Annotated in this window: 19 protein-coding genes; 12 read left to right on the top strand and 7 right to left on the bottom strand. The window is 71.2% G+C overall.

Features of this window, described 5'->3' with window-relative positions; all coding sequences use genetic code 11:
- Positions 1-5: 5 nt before the first annotated feature.
- From AC3RJ7_RS12970 to AC3RJ7_RS12940, 7 genes are read right to left on the bottom strand one after another with little or no spacing between them, the layout of a single operon-like run.
- On the bottom strand, positions 6-545 hold the full coding sequence (locus AC3RJ7_RS12970) for a 3-hydroxyanthranilate 3,4-dioxygenase (protein ID WP_491456270.1): 540 nt from the start codon (positions 543-545) through the stop codon (positions 6-8).
- Entirely contained in the window at positions 542-1,033 is a 492-nt protein-coding gene (locus AC3RJ7_RS12965) for a RidA family protein (RefSeq protein ID WP_491456269.1), read from the bottom strand. The genes AC3RJ7_RS12970 and AC3RJ7_RS12965 overlap by 4 nt, the downstream gene beginning before the upstream one ends.
- Positions 1,030-1,845 carry a 2-keto-4-pentenoate hydratase gene (locus AC3RJ7_RS12960; RefSeq protein ID WP_491456268.1) on the bottom strand — a complete coding sequence of 272 codons (816 nt, stop codon included), beginning with the start codon at positions 1,843-1,845 and terminating at the stop codon, positions 1,030-1,032. Before AC3RJ7_RS12960 ends, AC3RJ7_RS12965 begins: the two co-directional genes overlap by 4 nt.
- The gene (gene dmpG / locus AC3RJ7_RS12955) at positions 1,842-2,915 is read right to left on the bottom strand and encodes a 4-hydroxy-2-oxovalerate aldolase (RefSeq protein ID WP_491456267.1); all 1,074 of its coding nucleotides are present in this window, start codon (positions 2,913-2,915) and stop codon (positions 1,842-1,844) included. The genes AC3RJ7_RS12960 and dmpG overlap by 4 nt, the downstream gene beginning before the upstream one ends.
- Positions 2,912-3,880 carry an acetaldehyde dehydrogenase (acetylating) gene (locus tag AC3RJ7_RS12950; RefSeq protein WP_491456266.1) on the bottom strand — a complete coding sequence of 323 codons (969 nt, stop codon included), beginning with the start codon at positions 3,878-3,880 and terminating at the stop codon, positions 2,912-2,914. Before AC3RJ7_RS12950 ends, dmpG begins: the two co-directional genes overlap by 4 nt.
- Positions 3,877-4,773, bottom strand: coding sequence for a 2-keto-4-pentenoate hydratase (locus AC3RJ7_RS12945; RefSeq protein ID WP_491456265.1), 897 nt, complete (start codon positions 4,771-4,773; stop codon positions 3,877-3,879). Before AC3RJ7_RS12945 ends, AC3RJ7_RS12950 begins: the two co-directional genes overlap by 4 nt.
- Positions 4,770-6,278 (bottom strand): 2-hydroxymuconic semialdehyde dehydrogenase, encoded by a 1,509-nt coding sequence (locus AC3RJ7_RS12940; protein WP_491456264.1) that lies wholly within the window; start codon positions 6,276-6,278, stop codon positions 4,770-4,772. The genes AC3RJ7_RS12945 and AC3RJ7_RS12940 overlap by 4 nt, the downstream gene beginning before the upstream one ends.
- Before the next feature lie 83 nt (positions 6,279-6,361).
- Here AC3RJ7_RS12940 and AC3RJ7_RS12935 point away from each other — a divergent pair, with 83 nt between their 5' ends.
- The 12 genes from AC3RJ7_RS12935 (at position 6,362) to AC3RJ7_RS12880 (ending at position 23,704) form a co-directional block, all read left to right on the top strand.
- Positions 6,362-7,312 carry a LysR substrate-binding domain-containing protein gene (locus AC3RJ7_RS12935; protein WP_491456263.1) on the top strand — a complete coding sequence of 317 codons (951 nt, stop codon included), beginning with the start codon at positions 6,362-6,364 and terminating at the stop codon, positions 7,310-7,312.
- A gap of 241 nt (positions 7,313-7,553) precedes the next feature.
- Positions 7,554-9,179: an LVIVD repeat-containing protein gene (locus AC3RJ7_RS12930; protein ID WP_491456262.1), complete on the top strand. Its 1,626-nt coding sequence runs from the start codon at positions 7,554-7,556 to the stop codon at positions 9,177-9,179.
- Positions 9,180-9,227: 48 nt separating this feature from the next.
- On the top strand, positions 9,228-10,769 hold the full coding sequence (locus AC3RJ7_RS12925; protein ID WP_491456261.1) for a DHA2 family efflux MFS transporter permease subunit: 1,542 nt from the start codon (positions 9,228-9,230) through the stop codon (positions 10,767-10,769).
- A gap of 87 nt (positions 10,770-10,856) precedes the next feature.
- A complete protein-coding gene (locus tag AC3RJ7_RS12920; RefSeq protein WP_491456260.1) occupies positions 10,857-11,999 on the top strand; it encodes an ABC transporter ATP-binding protein in 1,143 nt (380 codons plus the stop codon).
- Positions 12,000-12,052: 53 nt separating this feature from the next.
- Positions 12,053-13,219 (top strand): hypothetical protein, encoded by a 1,167-nt coding sequence (locus AC3RJ7_RS12915; protein WP_491456259.1) that lies wholly within the window; start codon positions 12,053-12,055, stop codon positions 13,217-13,219.
- Between the two features lie 2 nt (positions 13,220-13,221).
- Positions 13,222-15,114, top strand: a complete 1,893-nt coding sequence (locus AC3RJ7_RS12910) for an ABC transporter permease (RefSeq protein ID WP_491456258.1) — start codon at positions 13,222-13,224, stop codon at positions 15,112-15,114.
- A 372-nt stretch (positions 15,115-15,486) separates the two neighbouring features.
- Positions 15,487-16,845, top strand: coding sequence for a 4-aminobutyrate--2-oxoglutarate transaminase (gabT, locus tag AC3RJ7_RS12905; RefSeq protein WP_491456257.1), 1,359 nt, complete (start codon positions 15,487-15,489; stop codon positions 16,843-16,845).
- Entirely contained in the window at positions 16,842-18,143 is a 1,302-nt protein-coding gene (locus AC3RJ7_RS12900; RefSeq protein WP_491456256.1) for a Glu/Leu/Phe/Val family dehydrogenase, read from the top strand. The genes gabT and AC3RJ7_RS12900 overlap by 4 nt, the downstream gene beginning before the upstream one ends.
- Before the next feature lie 47 nt (positions 18,144-18,190).
- Positions 18,191-19,660 carry an NAD-dependent succinate-semialdehyde dehydrogenase gene (locus AC3RJ7_RS12895; protein WP_491456255.1) on the top strand — a complete coding sequence of 490 codons (1,470 nt, stop codon included), beginning with the start codon at positions 18,191-18,193 and terminating at the stop codon, positions 19,658-19,660.
- 89 nt (positions 19,661-19,749) lie between these two features.
- Positions 19,750-21,111 carry a flavin monoamine oxidase family protein gene (locus tag AC3RJ7_RS12890; protein ID WP_491456254.1) on the top strand — a complete coding sequence of 454 codons (1,362 nt, stop codon included), beginning with the start codon at positions 19,750-19,752 and terminating at the stop codon, positions 21,109-21,111.
- A 69-nt stretch (positions 21,112-21,180) separates the two neighbouring features.
- Positions 21,181-22,056: a universal stress protein gene (locus AC3RJ7_RS12885; RefSeq protein WP_491456253.1), complete on the top strand. Its 876-nt coding sequence runs from the start codon at positions 21,181-21,183 to the stop codon at positions 22,054-22,056.
- 124 nt (positions 22,057-22,180) lie between these two features.
- On the top strand, positions 22,181-23,704 hold the full coding sequence (locus tag AC3RJ7_RS12880; RefSeq protein ID WP_491456956.1) for an APC family permease: 1,524 nt from the start codon (positions 22,181-22,183) through the stop codon (positions 23,702-23,704).
- Positions 23,705-23,726: the final 22 nt, after the last annotated feature.

Below are 23,726 nucleotides of genomic sequence, written 5' to 3'. Positions count from 1 at the left end.
CGGGTTCAGCCCTTGCCGGGGTGGACGGTGCCGCACTTCGGGCACGTCCGACCCTCTTCGCTCTCGTAGAACTCGCGGAATACGGGCGGCAGGTCCTCGACGATGTCGCGCACCTGCAGCTCGACCTCGTGCACCTTCTCGTTGCAGTTCGGGCAGAACCACGCGAACTTCTCGAGCGTGCCCTCCTCGCGGATGCGCTCGATGACGATGCCGATCGAGCCGGCCTCCGGGCGCTGCGGCGAGTGGTACACGTTGCCGGGCAGCAGCCACATCTCGCCCTCGCGGATGTCGATGCGCTTCGGCCCGTCCTCCGTCTGGATGTTGACGTGCATGTTGCCGCGGTACTGGTAGAACCACTCCTCGTACGGGTCGAAGTGGAAGTCGGTGCGCTGGTTCGGCCCGCCGACGACCTGCACGATGAAGTCGTTCATCGGGATGAACGCCTGCTTGTTGTTGACCGGGGGCTGCAGCAGGTGCTCGTGCTCCTTGATCCACGCCGGGAAGTCGATGACCGGCGGAACGGTGAAGGGGCGGATGTTGCTCATTTCTCCTCCTCGAGAGTGGCGGTGCTGGGAACGGTTCGGGTCTCGGATGCCTCGGGCGAGTCGGATGCCTCGGCCGGCCGCCGCGCGACCGCCTGGATCTCGATGCGCAGGTGGGGGTGCGGCAGCTGGTGCACGGCGACGGTCGTGCGCGCGGGCCCGCCTTCGTCGAAGTACTCGGCCCACACCGCGTTGTACCCGGCGAAGTCGTTCATGTCGACGAGGTAGCTCGTCGCCTGCACGAGATCGGCGAGCCCGCAGCCGGCCTCGGCCAGGATCGCGCGGATGTTCTCGATGACCGCGCGCGTCTGCACGGCGATGTCGAGCCTCGTCGCGCCGAACTCGTCGGCGTCGGCACCCGCGATCGTGTGGTCGGGCCTGCGGCTCGACGTGCCCGACACGAAGACGAGGTCGCCAGAGACGTGGGCGTGCGGGAACCGGCCGCGCGGGGTCGCCTTGCCGGCGACGAGGATGCCTCGGGCGTCGGTCATCGCGCACCCCCGTGCCCGTTCGAGGCTGCCACGGAGCCGCCGCCGGTGCGCACCGACACCTCGCCGAGCCCGGCGACGCAGGCGGTGACGATGCCCCGGGCGGGCAGCGGCACCGCGACGGTCGCGGCGCCCGCGAGCAGGACCATGCCGGCGCGCAGTGCGAAGCCGTGGGCACGCGCGAGCCGCAGCGCGGCGTCGAGCGACCGGCAGGGGTCGCCGAGGATCGCGGCGGTCGATCCGGCCTGGGCGAGCCGTCCGTCGATCTCGAGTCGCACGGCCCGGTTGGCGAGCGGGCCGACGTCGGCGGGCGACCGCCACGGCCCGACCGCGAACGCCGCGGCCGACGCGTTGTCGGCGACGACGTCGTCGAGGCTGAACGTGAAGTCGCGGTAGCGCGAGTCGATGATCTCGAGTGCCGGCGCGACCCCGGCGACGGCGCCGAGCGCGTCGGCTGCGCGCAGCCCCGGGTCGTCGAGGTCGTCGCCGAGGAGGAACGCGACCTCGGGCTCGATGCGCGGGTGGATCGCCGTCGTCACGTCGAAGACCCCGCCGTCGTCGAGCCGCATGGCGTCGGTGACCGTGCCGATGATGACGTCGTCGACGCCCATCTGCTGCGCCTTGGCGCGCGAGGTGAAGCCGAGCTTGAGGCCGGCGATGCGCTCGCCGCGGGCGACCCGGCGGGCGATGAGCGCGTGCTGCGTCGCGTACGCGGCATCGAGGCCGATCGAGGCGTCGGCGGCGAGCTGCGTCGTGGGCGAGGCGGTGCGCTGCGCCCGGTCGAGGGCCGCCGCGAAGACGGCGGCGGCGGTCATGCCGCACCTCCGGCGGCCGCGGCGCGTCCCTCGACGAGATCGAGCGCGACGTCGACGATCATGTCCTCCTGGCCGCCGACCATGCGGCGCTCGCCGAGCTCGACGAGGATGTCGCGGGCATCGAGCCCGTGCCGCTCGGCGGCCCGTTCGGCGTGCAGCAGGAAGCTCGAGTACACGCCCGCGTAGCCGAGCGTGAGCGTCTCGCGGTCGACCCGGACGGGCCGGCGCTGGAGGGGACGGACGAGTTCCTCCGCGGCATCCTGCAGGGTGAACAGGTCGCAGCCGTGCTCGAGGCCGAGGAGGTCGGCGACGGCGACGAACGCCTCGATGGGGCAGTTGCCGGCCCCCGCGCCCTGCCCCGCGAGCGACGCGTCGACGCGGTAGGCGCCGTGCTCGACGGCGGTCACGCCGTTCGCGACGCTCAGCGAGAGGTTCTCGTGGGCGTGGATGCCGATCTGCGTCTCGGGCGCGAGCACCTCGCGATACGCGTCGACGCGCGCCGCGACATCCCGCATCGTGAGCCGGCCGCCCGAGTCGGTGACGTAGACGCAGTGCGCGCCGTACGACTCCATGAGCTTCGCCTGCGCAGCGAGGCCCTCGGGGGAGTTCATGTGGCTCATCATGAGGAAGCCCGACACGTCCATGCCGTGCTCGCGCGCCCAGCCGATGTGCTGCGCGGCGACGTCGGCCTCGGTGCAGTGCGTCGCGACGCGCACGCTCGCGACGCCGAGGTCGCGCGCCCTGGCGAGGTCGTCGATCGTGCCGATGCCCGGCAGGATGAGGGTCGTGAGCTTCGCGTGCTCGAGCACCGAGGCCACCGCCTCGATCCACTGCCAGTCGGTGTGCGCGCCCTGTCCGTAGGCGACGCTCGAGCCGCCGAGGCCGTCGCCGTGCGCGACCTCGATCGCGTCGACGCCCGCGGCCTCGAGGGCGCGTGAGATATCGCGCACCTGGTCGAGCGTGTAGCGGTGCGCCATCGCGTGCATGCCGTCGCGCAGGGTGACGTCCTGCACGTAGATCTTCGGGCCGGCGGGGGATGGCGCGGCGGAGGTCTCTGCGGTGGCGGTCATGCGGTCGCTCCCTGGGGCTCGGCGGTCGCGGGCTCGGCGGTCGCGCGTTCGGCGATGAGTCGCTCGGCGGTGCGGAGCGCCGCCGAGGTCATGATGTCGAGGTTTCCCGCGTACTCGGGCAGGTAGTGTCCGGCACCGGCGACCTCGAGCAGCACGGTGACGCGCGTACCGCGGAACGGCCGGTCGAGCGCGGGCACGTAGGGCTCGTCGACCGGGTCGAACTGCACCTGCTGCTTGAGCCGGTAGCCGCCGACGTAACCCTGCACCTCGGCGACCATCGCATCGACCGAGGCGCGCACGGCGTGCTCGTCGAGCGAGCCGGGCTCGCCCTCGACCAGGCAGTAGACGGTGTCGCGCATGATGAGCGGCGGCTCGGCCGGGTTCAGCACGATGATGGCCTTGCCGCGCTCGGCGCCGCCGATGACCTCGATGGCGCGGGCGGTGGTCTGCGTGAACTCGTCGATGTTCGCCCGGGTGCCGGGGCCCGCCGAGCGCGACGAGATCGAGGCGACGATCTCGGCGTACGCCACTGGCGCGACGCGCGAGACCGCAGCGACCATCGGCACGGTCGCCTGGCCGCCGCACGTCACCATGTTGACGTTCGCAGCGTCGAGGTGCTCGCCGAGGTTCACGACCGGCACGACGTAGGGGCCGATGGCGGCGGGCGTGAGGTCGACCATGACACGGCCCGCGTCGCGCACCAGCGCGTCATTGCGGGCGTGCGCGCCCGCGCTCGTCGCGTCGAAGACGAGCTCGACGTCCGCGAACTCGGGCATCGCGACGAGGCCGTCGACGCCCTCGTGGGTCGTCGCGACGCCGAGCCGGCGCGCGCGGGCGAGCCCGTCGGAGTCGGGGTCGATGCCGGCCATCGCGACGACGTGCAGGGTCTGCGAGAGCCGCTTGACCTTGATGAGCAGGTCGGTGCCGATGTTGCCCGACCCGATGATGGCGACGCCGGTGGTCATGCCGCGGCTCCTTCCGTGGGGGAGGTGGATTCGCCGGTCACGGCGGGGACGAAGTCGGCGCGAACCTCGCCGAGCCCGGCGAGCCGGGCGTGGAAGACGCCCTCCGTCGCCGCGACCATGGGGCCGAGCGCGCCCGAGAGGATGACCTCGCCGGCCCGAAGCGGTCGGCCGTGGCGTGCGACCGCGCGGGCGAGCCACGCGAGGGCGATGACGGGATTGCCGAGGCAGGCGGCACCCGAACCGGTCGAGACGGGATCGCCCCGATGGTCGAGCCGCATGCCGACGCCTGCGAGGTCGAGCCCGTCGAGCCGGTGCGGGGTCGTGCCGAGCACGACCGCCCCGCTCGAGGCGTTGTCGGCGATCGTGTCGGTGATGCGGATGTCCCAGCCCGCGATGCGCGAATCGACGACCTCGATCGCGGGCAGCACGAAGTCGGTCGCGCGGATGACGTCGGCGACGTGCGTCGTGGGGGAGTCGAGGTCTCGGCCGAGCACGAACGCGACCTCGGCCTCGACGCGCGGCTGCAGGAAGCGCCCGAGGTCGACGGGCTCGCGGTCCGCGACGACCATGTCGTCGAGCAGCACGCCGTAGTCGGGGGTGTACACACCGAACTGCGCCTGCACGGCCGGTGAGGTGAGCCCGATCTTGCGGCCGACGATGCGGCGGCCCTCGGCGATCCGCCGGTCGATGCCGAGCGACTGCACCGCGTATGCGGCGTCCTGGTCGGTCTCACCGATGAGCTCGCGCACGGGCGCGCACGCGACGCCCGTCAGCGCGGCGCCGCGGAGGCGTTCGTCGGCGGCCCGCCACGAGGCATCCGCCGTCGAGGTCGCGCCCGAGGCATCCGCCCCGTGTTCATCGCCCGGCCGGGCGGGCGTCGCCTGCCCGCTCACAGTTGCACGCACACGTTCGTCGGCTCGGTGTAGAAGTCGAGCGAGTGGCGGCCGCCCTCGCGGCCGACGCCCGAGAGGCCGACGCCGCCGAAGGGGCTGCGCAGGTCGCGCAGGTACCAGGTGTTCACCCACGACATGCCCACGCGCATGCGCTGCGCGACGCGGTGGCCGCGAGTGAGGTCGCTCGTCCAGGTGACGGCGGCGAGCCCGTAGTCGGTGTCGTTCGCGAGGGCGACGGCTTCGTCCTCGGTGTCGAAGGGCACGAGCGCGGCGACCGGTCCGAAGATCTCCTCCCGCATCGTGCGGTGCGCGTTGTCGAGGCCGGTCCAGAGGGTCGGCTCGATCCACGAGCCGCCGTCGAGGTCGCCGCCGAGGCTCGGCACGCCGCCGCCCGCGAGCACGGTGGCGCCCTCCTCGCGGGCGAGCTCGAAGTGGGCGAGCACCTTGTCGCGGTGCGCCTGCGAGATGAGGGGGCCCGTCGTCGTCGCCGGGTCCTCGGGGCGGCCGAGCCGGAGGCGGGCGGCCTGCTCGGCGAGGCCCGCCGCCACGTCGGCGAAGACCGACCGCTCGACGTAGATGCGCTCGGTGCAGAGGCAGACCTGGCCGGTGTTGAGGTAGGTCGAGCGGGCGAGGCCCGCGATCGCCGCGTCGAGGTCGGCGTCGGCGAACACGACGGCCGCGTTCTTGCCGCCGAGCTCGAACGACACCGGCCGCACGCGCGGCGCGACGGCCCGCATGATCGCCGAGCCGGTCGACGACTCGCCCGTGAACGTCACACCGTCGATGCCCGGATGCCTCGTCAGGAGCTCGCCGGCCGACCGGGTGCCGAAGCCGTGCACGACGTTCACGACGCCGGCCGGCACGCCCGCTTCGACGAGGATCTCGGCGAGCAGGGTCGCCGACGACGGCGTCTCCTCGGAGGGCTTCACGACGACGGTGTTGCCGGCGGCGAGGGCGGGGGCGAGCTTCCACGTGAGCAGCAGCAGCGGGAGGTTCCACGGCACGATCACGGCGACCACGCCGAGGGGCTTCCGCACCGCGTAGTTGAGCGCGCGGCGCCCGTCGGGCATCTCGGTCAGGTACGAGTCGAGACCCGCCGACGACACCGTGTCGGCCGCGGCGCGGAAGTTCGCCGAGGCCCGGGCGACGTCGAGGTCGCGGGCGAGGGTCTCGGGCTTGCCGGTGTCGCCGATCTCGGCGGCGACGAGCTCATCGGCGCGGCGGTCGATGACGTCGGCGACACGGCGCAGCAGGCGGGCGCGGTCGGCGACCGACATGCGGCCCCACGGGCCGTCGAGGGCGGTGCGGGCCGCGGCGACCGCGCGGTCGACCTCGTCGGCGCCCGCCTCGTGCACGACCGCGATGAGCGACCCGTCGACCGGGTTCGTCTTGTCGAAGCCGCGCACGCCGTCGACGGGCTCGCCCGCGATGAAGTTGCGGAGCCGGGTCGGGGCGGGCGGGGCGGCGGTGGCCGCCACCGCCGACGTCGTCGTCTGCGTTGGCATGGCTTCAGGCTAGGAACGCCGAGCGATGCCGACAAATGCCCTCTTGCTGCACTGCCATGCCCTTTCGGCTATAGTCCTGCGCCATGGCCACCGATCGACTCCTGGACGGCCGGCTCAAGATCCGGCATCTCGTGCTCGTCACCACCATCGCCGACGAGGGAACGCTCGTGCGCGCCGCCGAGTCGCTGCACATCACGCAGCCCGTCGTGACCCGCGGTCTGCGCGAGGTGGAGGACATCCTCGGCGTCGCGCTGTTCGACCGGCTGCCCCGCGGCGTGACGCCGACCGAGTACGGTCGGCCGTTCATCGAGCGAGCACGTTCGGTGCTCGCCGAGCTGCGCGTCGCGGGCGAGGAGGTGCGGTTGCTGCAGTCGGGCCAGCTCGGCACCGTCACCGTCGGCACCCACCTCGCCGGCTCGAACCTGCTGCTGCCGCGGGCGATCGCGGGGCTGAAGCGCGAGCACCCGCGGCTCACCGTCGTCGTGCGCGAGGGCACCCCCGACACGCTCCAGCAGCTGCTGCTGACGGGCGACCTCGACCTCACCGTGGGCCGGCTCTCGTCGAGCGTGCCCGTGCGGCTCGAGCAGGAGCGGTTGCACCAGGAGCCGATCCGGCTCGTGGCGCGCGCGGGGCACCCCGTGCACCACCGGTCGACCGCGCTCGCCGACCTCGTGGCCTACCCGTGGATCTTCCCCGTCGCCCAGACGGCGCTGCGCGACGAGCTCGAGGCGGTGTTCTTCCACGAGGGTCTCCCGCTGCCGGCCGACCGCGTCGAGTGCACGTCGATGCTGACGCTCCGGAACCTGCTGGTCACGACGGACGTGATCGCCGCGCTGCCGATGTTCATCGCGGTGGACGACAAGGAGCTGCGCATCCTTCCGACGGCGTTGAGCTCGATCCGGCGCTCGGTGGGCGTCACCATCCCGAAGGACCGGGCGCCGTCGGCCGCGGCCGCGGCGCTGCTGGCGCACCTCCGCGAGGAGGGCGCGCGGCTCGCCGAGTTCGAGCGGGAGCACGCGACCTCCGCGGGTTGAGCGGCGCGCCGACTCGGTCGGTCGAGTAGCGCGAAGCGCGTATCGAGACCACCGTCCGAGGCATCCGTGGTCTCGATACGGCGCTGCGCGCCGACTCGACCGACGGGGACGCGGTATGCCCGTTCGGTCATGGCTCCGAGCCGTAAAGATATTGGACAGCATCGCAGGGTCGGGTCGACGCTGAATCTACGACGCCCCCGCGTCGAGACGATCTCACTCACCTGCTGCCAATGGAGGCGACATGGCCGGCTCACCGTACGTTCCCCACGCGAAGAAGTACCGCCCCGAGGACTTCCAGCGAGTGGCCGGCGAACCGAGCGACCCCGAGCCCGGCACGTGGGGCATGCAGCCCGACGGCACCTTCCTGCCGCCGGCGTCGACCCCGTCGGTGCCGCGCGACGTGTTCGTCGACTGGCCCGGCCAGCTCGACTACCGCGACCCCGAGACGTACGCGCTCAACGCGACCGCCGAGGCGTTCTACCCGATCGTCGTGAACACGAGCCACTCGTGGCAGTGCATCTACGACTGGGACGACCGCCGCCTGATGCTCCACTACGGCGGCGGCAACCACTGGAAGCTCTACGACATCACCGACCCACGCGACCTCCGGATCGTCGACGAGGAGCAGTGGGGCTGGGACGACCCGCGTCCGCAGTTCGGCGCCACCACGGTGCAGTGGAACGAGCGGCTCGGCAAGCACATCGCGATCCAGGCGTCGGAGACGCCCCGCTACTTCCTCAAGGGTCGCGTCGCCAACAAGTGGATCGACGACACCGTCGAGGGTCAGCTGCTCGAGTGGGAGGGCCTGCGCGGATTCCGCACGTTCGAGATGAACGGCCCGAGCCCCCGCGACTGGACGCTCATCACCGAGGTCTCGACCGACCCGAACCACGGGCCCGACGAGATCCAGGAGGGCAACGGCGTGCTCGACCTGCCGGTCTACTACGGCGACAAGTACCTCTTCGTCGCGACGGCGCCCGACAACACCTTCACGAACCAGCCGTACAAGACGACGCTGTGGGCCGCCGGGCACGCCGCCTACGACGTCAGCGACCCCGCGAACCCCGAGCTGCTCTCAACGTGGTGGGTGCCCGGCACCCGCGCCGGCGAGGAGGCCGACTCGGAGTACCTCGACGGCAACGACCGGTGGAACAACAAGACGAGCTGGTTCGGCTCGCGCATGGGCGTCTTCATGCCGCGCTCGGTCGAGTCGGGCTACCGCTACGCCTACGCCGCCCAGGGCGGCCAGGGCTTCTTCGTGCTCGACGTCTCCGACCCCGCGAACATCCACCACGTCGGCTGGTGCGCGCTGCCGACGAGCGTCGCCGGCACCGAGGGCGACAACGTCGACACGACCCAGGTCGAGGAGACCGGCTACGTCTACGTCTCGGGCTACCCGATGAACACCGACTGCTACGAGCCGGCGAAGGAGATCTACCAGATCGACGTCTCCGACCCGACGCAGCCGAGGGTCGTGCGCACGCTGCCCCGCCCGCTGCCGCCCGCCGAGGCTGCGTTCACCGACTGGGCGCAGCGCCGCGGCTCGTTCGGCCCGAAGCGTTCGGGCTACTTCACGAACACCGGCACCCCGCACGGCGGCGTCATCCCCTACGCGTTCTACGCGGCAGGACTGCAGATCTTCGACGTCCGCGACCCCGAGGACCCGAAGGTCGGCGCCTACTTCGTGCCGCCGATGGGCCTCAAGGACGACGACGACCTCGCCGCCCCGGTGCACGGCATCTTCGTCGAGTGGGACCGCAACCTGATCTGGCTCTTCGCGAACCACGGCATCTACGCGGTCTCGACGCCGCTCCTCGGCGAGCCCGTCGTCGGCCTCCCGGGCGCCGAGCCCGCCGCCGCGAGCTAGTCGGCGCCGAGTCATCCCCGGACCCCCGACCATGTGCGGAAGCCGACCATGAAACCGACCACCAGGCCGTGGCCCGCCCTCTGGGCGCTCGTCATCGGGTTCTTCATGATCCTCGTCGACACGACGATCGTGTCGATCGCGAACCCGGCCATCCTCGAGGACCTCGACGCCGACCTCACGTCGGTGATCTGGGTGACGAGCGCCTACCTGCTGGCCTACGCCGTGCCGCTGCTCATCACCGGCCGTCTCGGCGACCGGTTCGGGCCGAAACGCGTCTACCTGGTCGGCCTCGTGGTGTTCACGCTCGCCTCGTTGTGGTGCGGGCTGTCGGGCACGATCGGCCTGCTCATCGCGGCCCGCGCCGTGCAGGGATTCGGCGCGGCGCTGATGACCCCGCAGACGATGGCGGTCATCACGCGCGTCTTCCCGCCACAGCAGCGCGGGGCGGCGATGGGTCTCTGGGGTTCGGTCGCGGGGGTCGCGACCCTCGTCGGCCCGATCCTCGGCGGCGTGCTCGTCGACTCCCTCGGCTGGCAGTGGGTGTTCTTCGTCAACGTGCCCGTCGGCGTAGTCGCGTTCGTCGCCGCCTGGCGGCTCGTGCCGAACCTCGAGACGCGGTCGCACCGGTTCGACTGGCTCGGCGTCGTGCTGAGCGCGGTCGGCATGTTCCTCGTGGTGTTCGGCATCCAGGAGGGCGAGACGTACGACTGGGGCACGATCGCAGGCCCCATCACCGTGTGGGGCCTGATCGTCGCGGGCATCGTGGTGCTCGCGGGCTTCGTGGTGTGGCAGGCGTTCAACCGGGCCGAGCCGCTGCTGCCGCTCGGGCTCTTCCGCGACCGCAACTTCTCGCTGTCGAACGTCGCGATCTCGCTCGTCGGGCTCGCGATGACCGCCATGCCGCTGCCGCTCGCGTTCTACTTCCAGGTGGCGCGCGGGCTCACGCCGACGCAGGCTGCGCTCATGCTCGTCCCGATGGCCGTGATCTCAGGTGTGCTCGCGCCCCTCGTCGGCCGGCTCAGCGACAAGGTCGACCCGAAGTGGGTCTCCCTCGCGGGGCTCTCGACGTCGGCGCTCGCGCTGTTCTGGTACAGCGCCCTCATGGGCCCGGATGTCTCGCTCTGGCTGCTGCTCCTGCCGTCGGCCCTGCTCGGCGTCGGCATCTCGGGCGTCTTCGCACCGCTCGCGTCGACCGCGACGCGCAACCTGCCGCGCGACCGGGCGGGCGCCGGGTCGGGCGTGTACACGATGACCCGGCAGGTCGGGTCCGTGCTCGGCTCGGCCGCGATCGCCGCGCTCATGGGCTTCACGCTCGCGGCGCAGCTGCCGGGCTTCGACGGCGACGCGGCCCGCTCGGGCGGCGGAGCGCTGCCCGCCGAGCTCGCGGCCGGCTTCTCGACGGCGATGGCGCAGTCGTTGCTGCTCGCGGTCGCCGGGTTCGTGGTCTGCGCCGGCGTGGTGGCCTTCTTCGCGAAGCCGAAGGTCACCGTCGGGTGGGGCGAGGCCGCCCGCCCGGAGGCGGTCGCGGCGCCGGCGTCGGCGTCGGCATCCGCATCGGCTGCGGCATCCGCATCGGCCGCGGAGCGCTGATGGATGCCGCAGCTTGCCGCCGAGGCATCCCCGCCCACATTCTGGATCCTGAATACGAAATCCGCCGAAGGAGAGTCGAGCCCCCCGATGACTGATGCGAATGGAGGCGGCCGCCTGGTCGTCGACGGCCTCGAGAAGCACTACTCGCTCGACGGCACCGACGTGCCCGTCGTCAAGGGCGTGACGTTCACGATCGAGCCCGGCAAGTTCACCTCCCTGCTCGGCCCGTCGGGCTGCGGCAAGACGACCACGCTGCGCTGCGTCGCCGGGCTCGAGACGAGCAACGGGGGAGCGATCTCGCTCGACGGCAAGGTGCTCTCGACCGCCTCGTCGCACGTCCCGCCCGACAAGCGCGACGTCGGCATGGTGTTCCAGAACTACGCGATATGGCCGCACATGACCGTGTTCCAGAACGCGGTGTTCCCCCTGCAGGTGTCGGGGAGCCGGCTGCCGAAGCCGGAGGCGCGCAAGCGCGCGATGGAGGCGCTCGAGCTCGTGCAGCTCGACGGTTTCGCCCACCGCCCCGCGACCGCGCTCTCGGGCGGCCAGCAGCAGCGGCTCGCGCTCGCCCGGGCGCTCGCGCACCGGCCGAAGCTCCTGCTGCTCGACGAGCCGCTGTCGAACCTCGACGCGAAGCTGCGCGACACCATGCGCAACGAACTGCGCCACCTGCAGCAGCAGCTCGGCATCACCGCCCTCTACGTGACCCACGACCAGTCGGAGGCGCTGTCGATGTCGGACCGCGTCGCCGTCATGAACGGGGGCCGCATCGTGCAGGAGGCGACGCCGCGCGAGCTGTACTACCAGCCGGCCGACCGGTTCGTGGCCGACTTCGTCGGCCGGGTCAACATGATCGAGGCCGTCGTCCGCGAACGCGGCACCGGCGCGGATGCCTCGGGCGAGGCATCCGTCGAGGCCTTCGGCACCCGCCTCGTCACCCCGTGCCCGGCGGAGTTCGGACCGGGCGCGGAGGTCACCGTCACGTTCCGCCCGGAGAGCGTGCGCTGGCACGAGACCGCCCCCGACCGGCCGAACCTCGTGCCGGCGCGGGTCGTCCGCGTCGAGTTCCTCGGCGAGATCGTCGAATACGAGGTCGAGGTGCGCAGCGCCGCGACCGGAGCCGCAGTCGGCACGATCGTCGGCCGCGGCGCCCCGCTCGACTCGCCCACGACGGGCAGCGACGTCTTCATCGAACTCGCCCCCCACGCGTGCCGCGTGCTCGCGGCATAGCACCACCCGATTCCACCCACACCGAGATCCACGTCAGAGAGGACATCCGGATCATGAGAACACCCACAGCACGGAGCGGCTTCATCGCCCTCGCCGCGACCGGCATGCTGCTGCTCAGCTCGTGCAGCACGCCGTCGTCGACCCCGCAGGCCATCGAACCCTCGGGCGACGCCGCCCAGGCCGGGGCCTGCGAGGCGCTCGAAGTCGGGCCCGTCACCCGCTGCGAGAACTTCTACGAGGACATCTGGCCGGCGATCGACGAGCAGATGGACGCCCTCTACGAGCAGGCGAAGGAGACCGACGGCGGACGGCTCGTGATCTGGGACTGGTACGAGCTCTCGCCGGAGGTCATCGCGGAGTTCAACAAGAAGTACCCCGACCTGAAGATCGAGACGCAGGGCCTCACCTACAACCTGTCGTCGGCGATCATCTCGGCGAAGGCCACGGGGGCCCGCAACACCGACGTCATCTCGGGGTCGATCGTCTCGTCGGCCGCGATGACCGACGAGGGCTACTGGGCCGACGTCGACTGGACGGAGTTCGGCGTGCCGGAGGAGTTCCTGACACTCGGCTCGACCGGCATGCTGCCCGACAGCATCAACGGCTCGCTCATGCAGGTCAACACCGAGAAGATCGAGGCGCCGCCGACGCTCGAGGGCCTGCTCGACCCGGAGTACGAGGGCAAGGTCTCGGTCGCGAGCTACAACGCGAACGTGTTCTCGGGCGTCGGCATGGCCGACGGCGAGGATGCGATGGTCGACCTCATCGACGAGCTGAAGGCGTCGGGCACCCTCCAGGTGCTCGAGGACCAGGACTCGCCGCTCTCGAACGGCGACGTGCCGATCGCGCTCGGGCAGACGCTCTTCAACCCGAACCCGAGCCTCACCGTGCAGCCGTACGAGAACGGTCCGGTGTTCGCGCAGTTCTCGGGCGTGAACGTCGACGCGAAGAACCAGGCGGGCGGCATGCTCTGGGTGCTCTGGAACGCGTTCAACCCCGACTGGCTGCACCTGCGCATGACCGACGAGCAGTTCTCGACGACCCAGGTGCCCTACGCGGGCCTGCCGTCGACGGTGTTCGACGAGGCGACCGGGCTCATGAAGACGAACGCGGACGCGCTGCTCGAAGGGCTCGACGCCACGACGAACATCGAGTCGCCCGAGAACCGCGACGACTGGATCGCGATGATCAACGCCGCCGACGCGGCACTGAACGGATAACCATGTCGACGGCAGGACGGGCCACGGAGGCCGGGCGCACCCGGCCGACCGGGATGAAGATCGCGACGGTCATCGCGGGAGCGGTGATCTTCCTCCTCCTCGCGATCCCGCTGGCCGTGCAGGTGATCACGGCGTTCCGCGGTCCGTTCCTGCCGTTCGGCGTGTCGACGGCGAAGTGGTCGGTCGACAACTTCGTCACCCTGTGGGAGCTGCGCGAGGACTTCTGGGCCGTGCTCGGCTCGACCGCCGTGTTCGTCGGCGGCTCGACGATCATCTCGCTGCTGCTGGCGTTCGGGCTCGCCTGGGCGACCGTGCGCACCGACATCCCGTTCAAGCGGGTCATCTCGGTGCTCGTCGTCGTGCCGTTCATCATCCCGCCGATCGTCAAGGCGCAGGCGTACCAGCTCATGCTCTCGCCCGAGTCGGGCGTGCTGAACCAGCTGCTGCGCCTGCTGCCCGGCGACCTCGTGATCGACCCGTACTCGTTCGCGACGATGACCGTCGTGCAGTCGCTCACGAACGTGACCTTCCCGTTCCTCATGATCGTGCCGATCCTCACGTCGATGGACGGCTCGCTCGAGGAGTCGGCCCGCGTCTCGGGCGCCTCGTGGGGCCAGACGCTGCGCCGGGTCACCCTGCCGATGCTCTGGCCGGGCCTGCTCGGCGTCGCCGTGCTGACCGGCATCCTCGGGCTCGGCAGCCTCGAGATCCCGCTCCTGTTCGGACAGGAGGCGGGGCAGAACATCTTCGCGCTGAAGCTCTGGAACCTCATCAGCGCCGGCGCCGGCGAACTGCCGCAGTACGGCCTCGCCGCGGCGTGGGGCTGCGTCTTCCTCGTGATCACGACGATCGCGTTCGTCATCTACCTGCGCGCGACCCGCAACGCCGAACGACGCGCCTCGATCTCGGGCAAGGGTTTCCGGCCGACGATCATGAAGCTCGGCGCCTGGAAGATCCCCGTGCTCGTCGCGGTCTTCGTCTTCGTGCTGCTCACGGCGATCCTGCCGATGTTCGCGCTGCTCTGGTCGGCGATCACGCCGTACCCGATCGCGTTCTCGTTCGAGGCGCTCGCCTCGCAGACGCAGTGGGGCGCCTTCGGCGAGGTGTTCGCCGACCCGGAGTTCTGGGCGTCGCTCGGCCGTACGCTCCTCATCGCCGGCGGCAGCGCGACGATCGCGTGCGTCGCGGCGACGGTGCTCGCCTACGGCATCGCGCGCGGTCGCCGAACCGGCTGGTCGAGGGGCATGGACCTCTTCGCCTCGTCGTCGGTCGCGATCCCGGCCGTGATCGCGGGCTTCGCGATGTTCCTCACCTTCCTCGTGATCAACCCGGTGATCCCGCTCGCGGGAACGATCGTCGCGCTCGTGATCGCCTACTCGTACCGGGTGTCGATCGCCTACCGCTCGGGCTACAGCGCGACCCTGCAGATCCGCAAGGAGCTCGAGGAGGCCGCGCTCGTGAGCGGGGCGAGCCCGCTCGAGGGCTTCCGGCGCGTGGTCGTGCCGCTGCTCCTGCCGACGGTCTTCGCGGTGTGGATCCAGATGTTCATCCTCGGCACGAACGAGTTCACGCTGCCGGCCTTCCTCGCGACGCCCGAGTCGCGGCCGCTCTCGGTGTACATGTACGCGATGATCAGTCCTCGATCGGCCCAGCTCTACCAGCCCGACCAGGGCGCGGCGATGGCGCTCATCTTCACGCTGCTGGTGTTCCTCATCGGCTACGGGCTGCAGTGGGCGGTGTCGCTCAGGGCGATCGGGCGGGCGAAGCGCCGGCCGACGATCCCGGGCCTCGGCACGCGGGCGACCGCGGCGGTGCCGAACGACCCGCCGGCGCCCGCCACCCGCGCCGTCGCCGCGCAGGACCTCGAGGACCAGCGCGAGCTCGCGAGTCGCTGAACCACCCACCCGCCACCGGATTACAGGCACTTCTGCCGATGTCGCGGCGTGTCGGGGCGAACACGCCGCGCGGGGCGCGAGAGTGCCTGTTGAGCGCGGGCGGCAGGTTGGGGATGCCTCGGGGGAGGGGTCCCGCGGGGCGTGGTCTCGATACGCGTCCTCCTTGGTCGGGCGCTACTCGACCGACGGCAGCAGCGTCGGGCGCTGCTCGACCGACGACGTGTGCGGCGTCGGGCGCTCCTCGACCGACGGGTCTTGTACGTCATGGCGAAGAAGTGGCCATTGACCGTACGCGCGGGCCACGAGGCACCCCGAGGTCTCGACCTACCATCGATGCAACACGCCACCGTCGTCACTTGCATCGGAGCAGACATGACCCTCGTCGACACCCCGGCCACCACGACCGGAGGCCCCGCCCTCACCCAGGAGCGCCGCCTCGTCACCGCCATCCCCGGACCCCGCTCGCAGGAGCTGATGAACCGCAAGGCCGCGGCCGTCGCCGCGGGCGTGGGCCACACCCTCCCCATCTCGGTCGTCGCCGCGGGCGGCGGCGTCGTCGTCGACGCCGACGGCAACTCGCTCATCGACCTCGGCTCGGGCATCGCCGTGACCGGCGTCGGCAACTCGGCCCCCCGCGTCGTCGACGCGGTGAGCGCGCAGCTGAACGCCTTCACGCACACCTGCTTCACCGTCTCGCCGTACGAGGGCTACGTGGCCGTCGCCGAGAAGCTCAACGAGCTCACCCCGGGCGACCACGAGAAGCGCTCGGCCCTCTTCAACTCGGGCGCCGAGGCCGTCGAGAACGCGATCAAGATCGCGCGCCACTACACGAAGAAGCAGGCCGTCGTCGCGTTCGACCACGCCTACCACGGCCGCACGAACCTCACCATGGGGCTCACCGCGAAGAACATCCCGTACAAGAACGGCTTCGGCCCGTTCGCCCCCGAGGTGTACCGCGCCCCGCTCAGCTACCCCTTCCGCGACGGCGGCCTCGACGGCCGTGAGGCCGCGGCCCGCGCGATCACCATGATCGAGAAGCAGATCGGCGCCGAGAACCTCGCCGCGATCATCATCGAGCCCATCCAGGGCGAGGGCGGCTTCATCGTGCCCGCCGCCGGCTTCCTCCCCGCGCTCGTCGAGTGGGCGCAGGCGAACGACGTCGTGTTCATCGCCGACGAGGTGCAGACCGGCTTCGCCCGCACGGGCGCCTGGTTCGCGAGCGAGCACGAGGGCATCGTGCCCGACGTGATCGTCACCGCCAAGGGCATCGCCGGCGGCCTGCCGCTGTCGGCCGTCACGGGCCGCGCCGAGATCATGGACTCCGCCATGGCCGGCGGCCTCGGCGGCACCTACGCCGGCTCGCCCATCGCCTGCGCCGCCGCGCTCGCGACGATCGAGACCTACGAGGCCGACGGCCTCGTCGAGCGCGCCAAGGAGATCGGCTCGGTCCTCATCGGCCGCCTCAACGCCCTCCGCACGGCCGACCCGCGCATCGGCGACGTCCGCGGTCGCGGCGCAATGGTCGCGATCGAGCTCGTCGACCCCGCCACCGGCGCCCCCGACGCAGCCCTCACCAACAAGGTCGCGAAGTTCGCCCACGAGCAGGGCGTCATCCTGCTCACGTGCGGCACCTACGGCAACGTCATCCGCTTCCTCCCGCCGCTCACCATCTCCGACGAGCTCCTCGTCGAGGGCCTGGGCGTCGTGGCCGAGGGGCTCAAGCAGGCATGAGCACCGTCATCGACAACGCCGTCGCCCACGTCTCGCACGAGGCATCCGCCGCACCCATCGCCACGCCGCTGACCGACGCCCGCTCGCAGCTGGCCGAGGCCATCGCGCTGCTCGGCTACTCGGAGGGCACCCACCAGCTGCTCGCGACCCCGCGTCGCGAGCTCACGGTGAGCGTTCCGCTGCGCCGCGACTCGGGCGAGACGGTGCTCTTCACGGGCTACCGCGTGCAGCACAACTTCAGCCGCGGCCCCGCCAAGGGCGGCCTGCGCTACGCGCCGAACGTCGACATCGACGAGGTGCGCGCGCTCGCCATGTGGATGACCTGGAAGTGCGCCCTGCTCGACGTGCCGTACGGCGGCGCGAAGGGCGGCATCGCGATCGACCCCCGCGAGCACTCCAAGGCCGAGCTCGAGCGCGTGACCCGTCGCTACACGAGCGAGATCCTCCCGATCATCGGCCCGGAGCGCGACATCCCCGCGCCCGACATCGGGACCGACGAGCAGACGATGGCCTGGATCATGGACACCTACTCCGTGAACAGCGGCTTCACGGTGCCCGGCATCGTGACCGGCAAGCCCATCGCGCTCGGCGGCTCCCAGGGGCGCGCGAGCGCGACCAGCCGTGGTGTCACGCACATCGCGCTCGCCGCCCTCCGCCACGCCGGCATCGCGCCCGCCCAGGCGACCGGTGCCGTGCAGGGCTTCGGCAAGGTCGGCGCCGACGCGGCGCGCTTCCTCGCCGAGGCCGGCGTGAAGGTGCAGGCCGTCAGCGACCAGTACGGCGCCGTCTTCAACGCGGCGGGCCTCGACATCGAGGCGCTCAGCGCCCACGTGCGCGAGACCGGTGCGGTCGTCGGCTTCGCCGGCGCCGAGCCGCTCGACGGCGCGGCTCTGCTGCAGCTGGAGGTCGACCTGCTCGTGCCCGCCGCCGTCGAGGGCGTGCTGCACGAGGGCAACGCGGCCGACGTCAAGGCGAAGGTCATCGTCGAGGGCGCCAACGGCCCCACGACCCCCGCGGCCGACCGCATCATGCGCGAGCGCGGGATCCTCGTCGTCCCCGACATCCTCGCCAACGCGGGAGGTGTCATCGTCTCGTACTTCGAGTGGGTGCAGGCCAACCAGGCGTACTGGTGGCGCGTCGACGAGGTCGAGGCCAGACTGGAAGAGCGGATGCTGAGCGCGTGGCAGCACGTGCTCGGCTACGCGACGTCTCGCGGTCTGTCGCTTCGCACCGCCGCCACCGCACTCGCGGTCGAGCGCGTCGCCGAAGCGCACAAGCTGCGCGGCCTCTACCCCTGATCGATGCGTCGCCCACGCCACGCAATCATCGAACGGAAAGCACACACATGACGAACGCAACGCTCGAAGCCACGGTGCTCGACAAGGTCGAGGCCCGGCTCTTCATCGGCGGCGAGTGGATCGAGGCCGAGGGCGGCAAGACCCTCGCGGTCGCCGACCCGGCCACCGGCGAGACCATCAAGGAGATCGCCGACGCCTCGGTCGCCGATGGCAAGAAGGCGCTCGACGCCGCCGTCGCCGCGCAGGACGCGTGGGCGGCGACCGCCCCGCGCGAGCGCGGTGAACTGCTGCGCCGCGCCTTCGACAAGCTCCAGGAGCGCAAGGAGGAGTTCGCCCTCCTCATGACGCTCGAGATGGGCAAGCCGCTCGCCGAGGCGCGTGGCGAGGTCGCCTACGGCGGCGAGTTCCTCCGCTGGTTCAGCGAGGAGGCCGTGCGCATCTCGGGCCGCTACGGCCTGAACCCCGAGGGCACCGGCCGCATGGTCGTGTCGCAGCGCCCGGTGGGCCCGTCGTTCTTCATCACGCCGTGGAACTTCCCGCTCGCGATGGCGACCCGCAAGATCGCCCCCGCGCTCGCGGCCGGCTGCACCGTCGTGATCAAGCCCCCGGCCCTCACGCCGCTCACGACGATCGCGTTCGTGCAGCTGCTCGAGGAGGTGGGCCTGCCCAAGGGCGTCGTCAACGTCATCGCGACGTCGACGTCGTCGAAGGTCTCGGGCCCGATCATCGCCGACCCGCGCCTGCGCAAGCTGAGCTTCACGGGTTCGACCGAGGTCGGCCGCAGCCTCATGAAGGAGGCCGCACAGGGCATCCTCCGCACGTCGATGGAGCTCGGCGGCAACGCCCCGTTCGTCGTCTTCGAGGACGCCGACCTCGACAAGGCGGTCGACGGCGCGATGCTCGCGAAGTTCCGCAACATCGGCCAGGCCTGCACCGCGGCCAACCGCTTCATCGTGCACGAGTCGATCGCCGCCGAGTTCTCGAAGCGCGTCGCCGAGCGCGTCGCCGGGTTCTCGGTCGGCCGCGGCACCGAGGACGGCGTCAACATCGGCCCGCTCATCGACGACAAGGCGGTCGCCTCGACCGACGAGCTCGTGCAGGACGCGGTCGGCAAGGGCGCGAAGATCCTCACCGGCGGCACCGTGATCGACGGCGAGGGCTCGTTCTACGCGCCCACGGTGCTCGGCGACGTGTCGGCCGACGCGCGCCTGCTCCGCGAGGAGATCTTCGGGCCGGTGCTCGGCATCACCACGTTCTCGACCGAGGACGAGGCGGTCCGCCTCGCGAACAACACCGAGTACGGGCTCGTCTCGTACGTGTTCACGCAGGACCTCGCGCGCGGCCACCGCATGATCGACCGCCTCGCGACCGGCATGATGGGCCTCAACACGGGCCTCGTGTCGAACGCGGCCGCCCCCTTCGGCGGCATCAAGCAGTCCGGCATCGGCCGCGAGGGCGGCTTCGAGGGCATCCACGAGTACCTCGACACGAAGTACACGCTCATCCCGGTGGGCTGAGCGATGAGGGCGGATGCCGCGGCCTCGCGCTGCGGCATCCGCCTTCGTCTTTTCCAGCGCGAGTCCCGCGCGATCAAGAAAGAAGCATCATGGAACGCATCGATACCGACGTGGTCATCGTGGGCGCCGGCGCGGCCGGCCTCACCGCCGCGAACACGCTCAAGGACGCCGGCGAGTCGGTGGTCGTGCTCGAGGCGCGCGACCGCATCGGCGGCCGCCTCTGGACCGACGACATCGACGGCGCCATGCTCGAGATCGGCGGCCAGTGGGTCTCGCCCGACCAGGACGCCCTGATCGAGACGATCGCCGAGCTCGGCCTCGAGACGTACTCGCGCTACCGCGAGGGCGAGAACGTCTACATCGCGGAGGACGGCGAGCGCCGCCTCTTCGAGGGCGAGATCTTCCCCGTGCCGGCGAAGACCGAGGGCGAGATCGTCGGCCTCATCGAGAAGCTCGACGAGCTGGTCGCCGAGATCGACCCCGACGCGCCGTGGGCGCACCCGCGCGCCAAGGAGCTCGACGAGGTCTCGTTCGCCGAGTGGCTCGGCACCCAGACCGACGACGAGGAGGCGAAGCTCAACATCGGCATGTTCATCGCCGGTGCGATGCTGACCAAGCCCGCGCACGCCTTCTCGGCGCTGCAGGCGCTCCTCATGGCCGCCTCGGCGGGTTCGTTCTCGCACCTCGTCGACGCCGACTTCATCCTCGACCAGCGCGTCGTCGGCGGCCTGCAGCAGGTGCCGCTCGGTCTCGCCGCGAAGCTCGGCGACCGGGTGCGCCTGAACCAGGCGGTGCGCACGCTGCGCTGGAACCCCGAGAACCCCGACCAGGGCGTCGTCGCCGTGACCGACTCGCTCGAGGTGCACGCGAAGCGCGTCATCCTCGCCGTCCCGCCGATCCTCTACAGCCGCATCTCGTACGAGCCGCCGCTGCCCCGTCGCCAGCACCAGCTGCACCAGCACATCTCGATGGGTTTCGTCATCAAGGTGCACGCGGTCTACGACCGCCCGTTCTGGCGCGAGCAGGGCCTGTCGGGCACCGCGTTCAGCCCGTACGAGCTCTGCCACGAGGCGTACGACAACACGAACCACGGCGACCCGCGCGGCACGCTCGTCGGCTTCGTCTCCGACGAGGAGGCCGACGCCGTCTTCAAGCTCAGCGCCGAGGAGCGCAAGGCCGCCATCCTCGAGTCGCTCTCGCACTACTACGGCCCCGAGGCCCTGAACCCCGTCGTCTACTACGAGAGCGACTGGGGCAGCGAGGAGTGGACCCGCGGCGCGTACGCGGCGAGCTTCGACATGGGCGGCCTCGCCCGCTACGGCGCCGATCTCCGCGGCGCCGTCGGGCCGATCCACTTCGCGTGCTCCGACCTGGCCGGCAAGGGCTACCAGCACGTCGACGGCGCGATCCGCATGGGTCGCCTCGTCGCCGAGCAGATCCTCGCGGCCTGAGCGCCGAGCCGACCCGCGCTTCGGGGTCGCGAGGCCCCGAAGCGCCGCAACACTGAAGCGGAGACCCGCATGACCGAATCCCTGCGCATCGTCGTGGGCTACACCGCCGACGACTCCGGCGCCGACGCGCTCGCGCTCGGCGCCCGCATCGCCGCGGCCACCGAGGCGTTCCTCGAGGTCGTCATGGTGCTGCCGATCGAGGCGCGCGGCGGCGTCGTGCCCCGCGACCCCGGCTACGAGCGGCACGTCAAGGAACGGTCGCAGGGCTGGCTCGCCGACGCGAGCGCGAAGCTCGGCGACGACATCGCGCAGTCGCTGCACATCCGCTACGCCGACTCGTTCGCCGAGGGACTCCTGGCCGCGGCGCACGAGTTCGGGGCGGCGCTCATCGTCGTCGGCGCCGCGCGCGGGGGCCTGCTCGGCCGGTCGCGCATCGGCTCGGTCGCGAGCGCCCTGCTGCACTCGTCCGACGTGCCCGTCGCGCTCGCGCCCGCGGGCTCGCGCGAGGTGGCGACGGCGCAGGGCATCACCCGCATCACCGCCGCGATCGGCTTGCGCGCCGGCGCGAGCGCCGTGCTCGAGGCATCCGTGCGCCTGGGACGTGCCGCGCACGCCCCGCTGCGCCTCGTGTCGCTCGTGCCGATCGACCTGCCCTCGGGCATGGACGAGGAGCTCGCCGACCTCACGTCGACCGCGCACGCCGAGGAGGTGCTGCTCGCCGCCCAGCGGGCGCTGCCCGCCGGCGTCGACGCGACCGTCTCCACCGCCACTGGCTCCAGCATCGAGGAGTCGGTGCGCGCGCTCGAGTGGCACGCCGGCGAGATCGTGCTCGTCGGCTCCTCGAGGCTCGCCACCCCGAGCCGCCTCTTCCTCGGGTCCACCGGCTCGAAGATGCTCCGCGAACTGCCGGTGCCGATGATCGTCGTGCCGCGCCCCACCGACTGAAAGACCTTCCATGTCGCAACAACAACACGAGCGCGCAACGCAGCCCGCTGCGCACCCCCAGGGGAGCACGCACCCCCGCGAGCACCACACCGAACCGCACGCGCCGCTCACGACGGCGAGCGCGATGGTCGACGGCACCGACCCGGGCCTGACGAAGAAGGGCCTGTCGGCCGGCTCGGTCGGCCTCATCGGCGCGATCGTCATCGGCATCTCGTGCATCGCCCCGGCGTACACGCTGACCGGCGCGCTCGGCCCGACCGTCGCCGAGGTCGGCACGCAGCTGCCGGCGATCTTCCTGCTCGGGTTCATCCCGATGCTGCTCGTCGCGTTCGGCTACCGCGAGCTCAACAGCGCGATGCCCGACTCGGGCACCTCGTTCACGTGGGCGACCCGGGCCTTCGGCCCGTGGCTCGGCTGGATGGGCGGCTGGGGCCTCATCGCCGCCACCGTCGTGGTGCTCTCGAACCTCGCGGGCATCGCGGTCGAGTTCTTCTACCTCGCCCTCGACCAGGGCGTCGAGCTGTTCACCGGAACGGGATCGTCGGACATCGAGTCGCTCGTCGCCGACCCGTTCGTCAACGTGGCCACGTGCCTCGTGTTCATCCTCGGCGCGACCCTCATCTCGTACCGCGACATGCAGACGACGCAGAAGGTGCAGTACTGGCTCGTCGGCTTCCAGCTGCTCGTCATGGTCGGCTTCGGCGTCGCCGCGTTCTGGCACGTCGCGAACGGCACGGCGTTCGACGCGACGCCGGTCGAGCTGAGCTGGTTCAACCCGTTCGAGGTCGGCTCGTTCTCGGCCGTCGTCGCGGGCCTGTCGGTCTCGCTCTTCGTGTTCTGGGGCTGGGACGTCACGCTCACGATGAACGAGGAGACGAAGGGCTCGCGCACCACGCCCGGCAAGGCGGCGACCCTGACGGTCTCGATCGTCGTCGCGATCTACCTGTTCGTCGCGATGGGCGCCCTCGCCTTCGCGGGGGTCGGCACCTCGGGCGTCGGCCTCGGCAACGAGGACATCCAGGAGAACGCCTTCTTCTACCTCGGGGGCCCGATCCTCGGCCCGCTCGCGATCCTCATGTCGATCGCGGTGCTCTCGAGCTCGGCGGCGTCGCTGCAGTCGACCTTCGTGTCGCCCGCACGCACGCTGCTCGCGATGGGCCACTACGGCGCCCTGCCCGAGAAGTTCGCCCGGGTGAGTCCGCGCTTCTTCACGCCCGGCTACGCGACCGTCGTCGCGGCGATCGTCGCGGCGGTCTTCTACACCGTCATGCGCTTCGTCAGCGAGGACGTGCTGTGGGACACGATCACGACCCTCGGCATGATGATCTGCTTCTACTACGGCATCACGGCGTTCGCGTGCGTGTGGTTCTTCCGCAGGACGCTCTTCACGAGCGCCCGCAACGTGTTCTTCCGGTTCCTCGCGCCGCTCGTCGGCGGCACGATCCTCTCGGTGCTCTTCTTCACGACGCTCATCGACAGCATGGACCCGTCCTACGGTTCGGGCTCGGAGATCGGCGGCCTCGGCCTCGTGTTCGTGCTCGGCATGGTGATCCTGCTGTCGGGCGTCGTCATCATGTTCTGGCAGCGCTGGAAGCGCCCGGCCTACTTCCGCGGCGAGACCCTCTCGCGCGCGGTGGCGGAGGACTGACGAGACTCGCCCTCGAGTCGGT

This window comes from Agromyces solani (assembly GCF_058349925.1).
The sequence above is the reverse complement of the archived record's forward strand: the minus strand, read 5'-3'. Positions and strand labels throughout refer to the sequence as shown.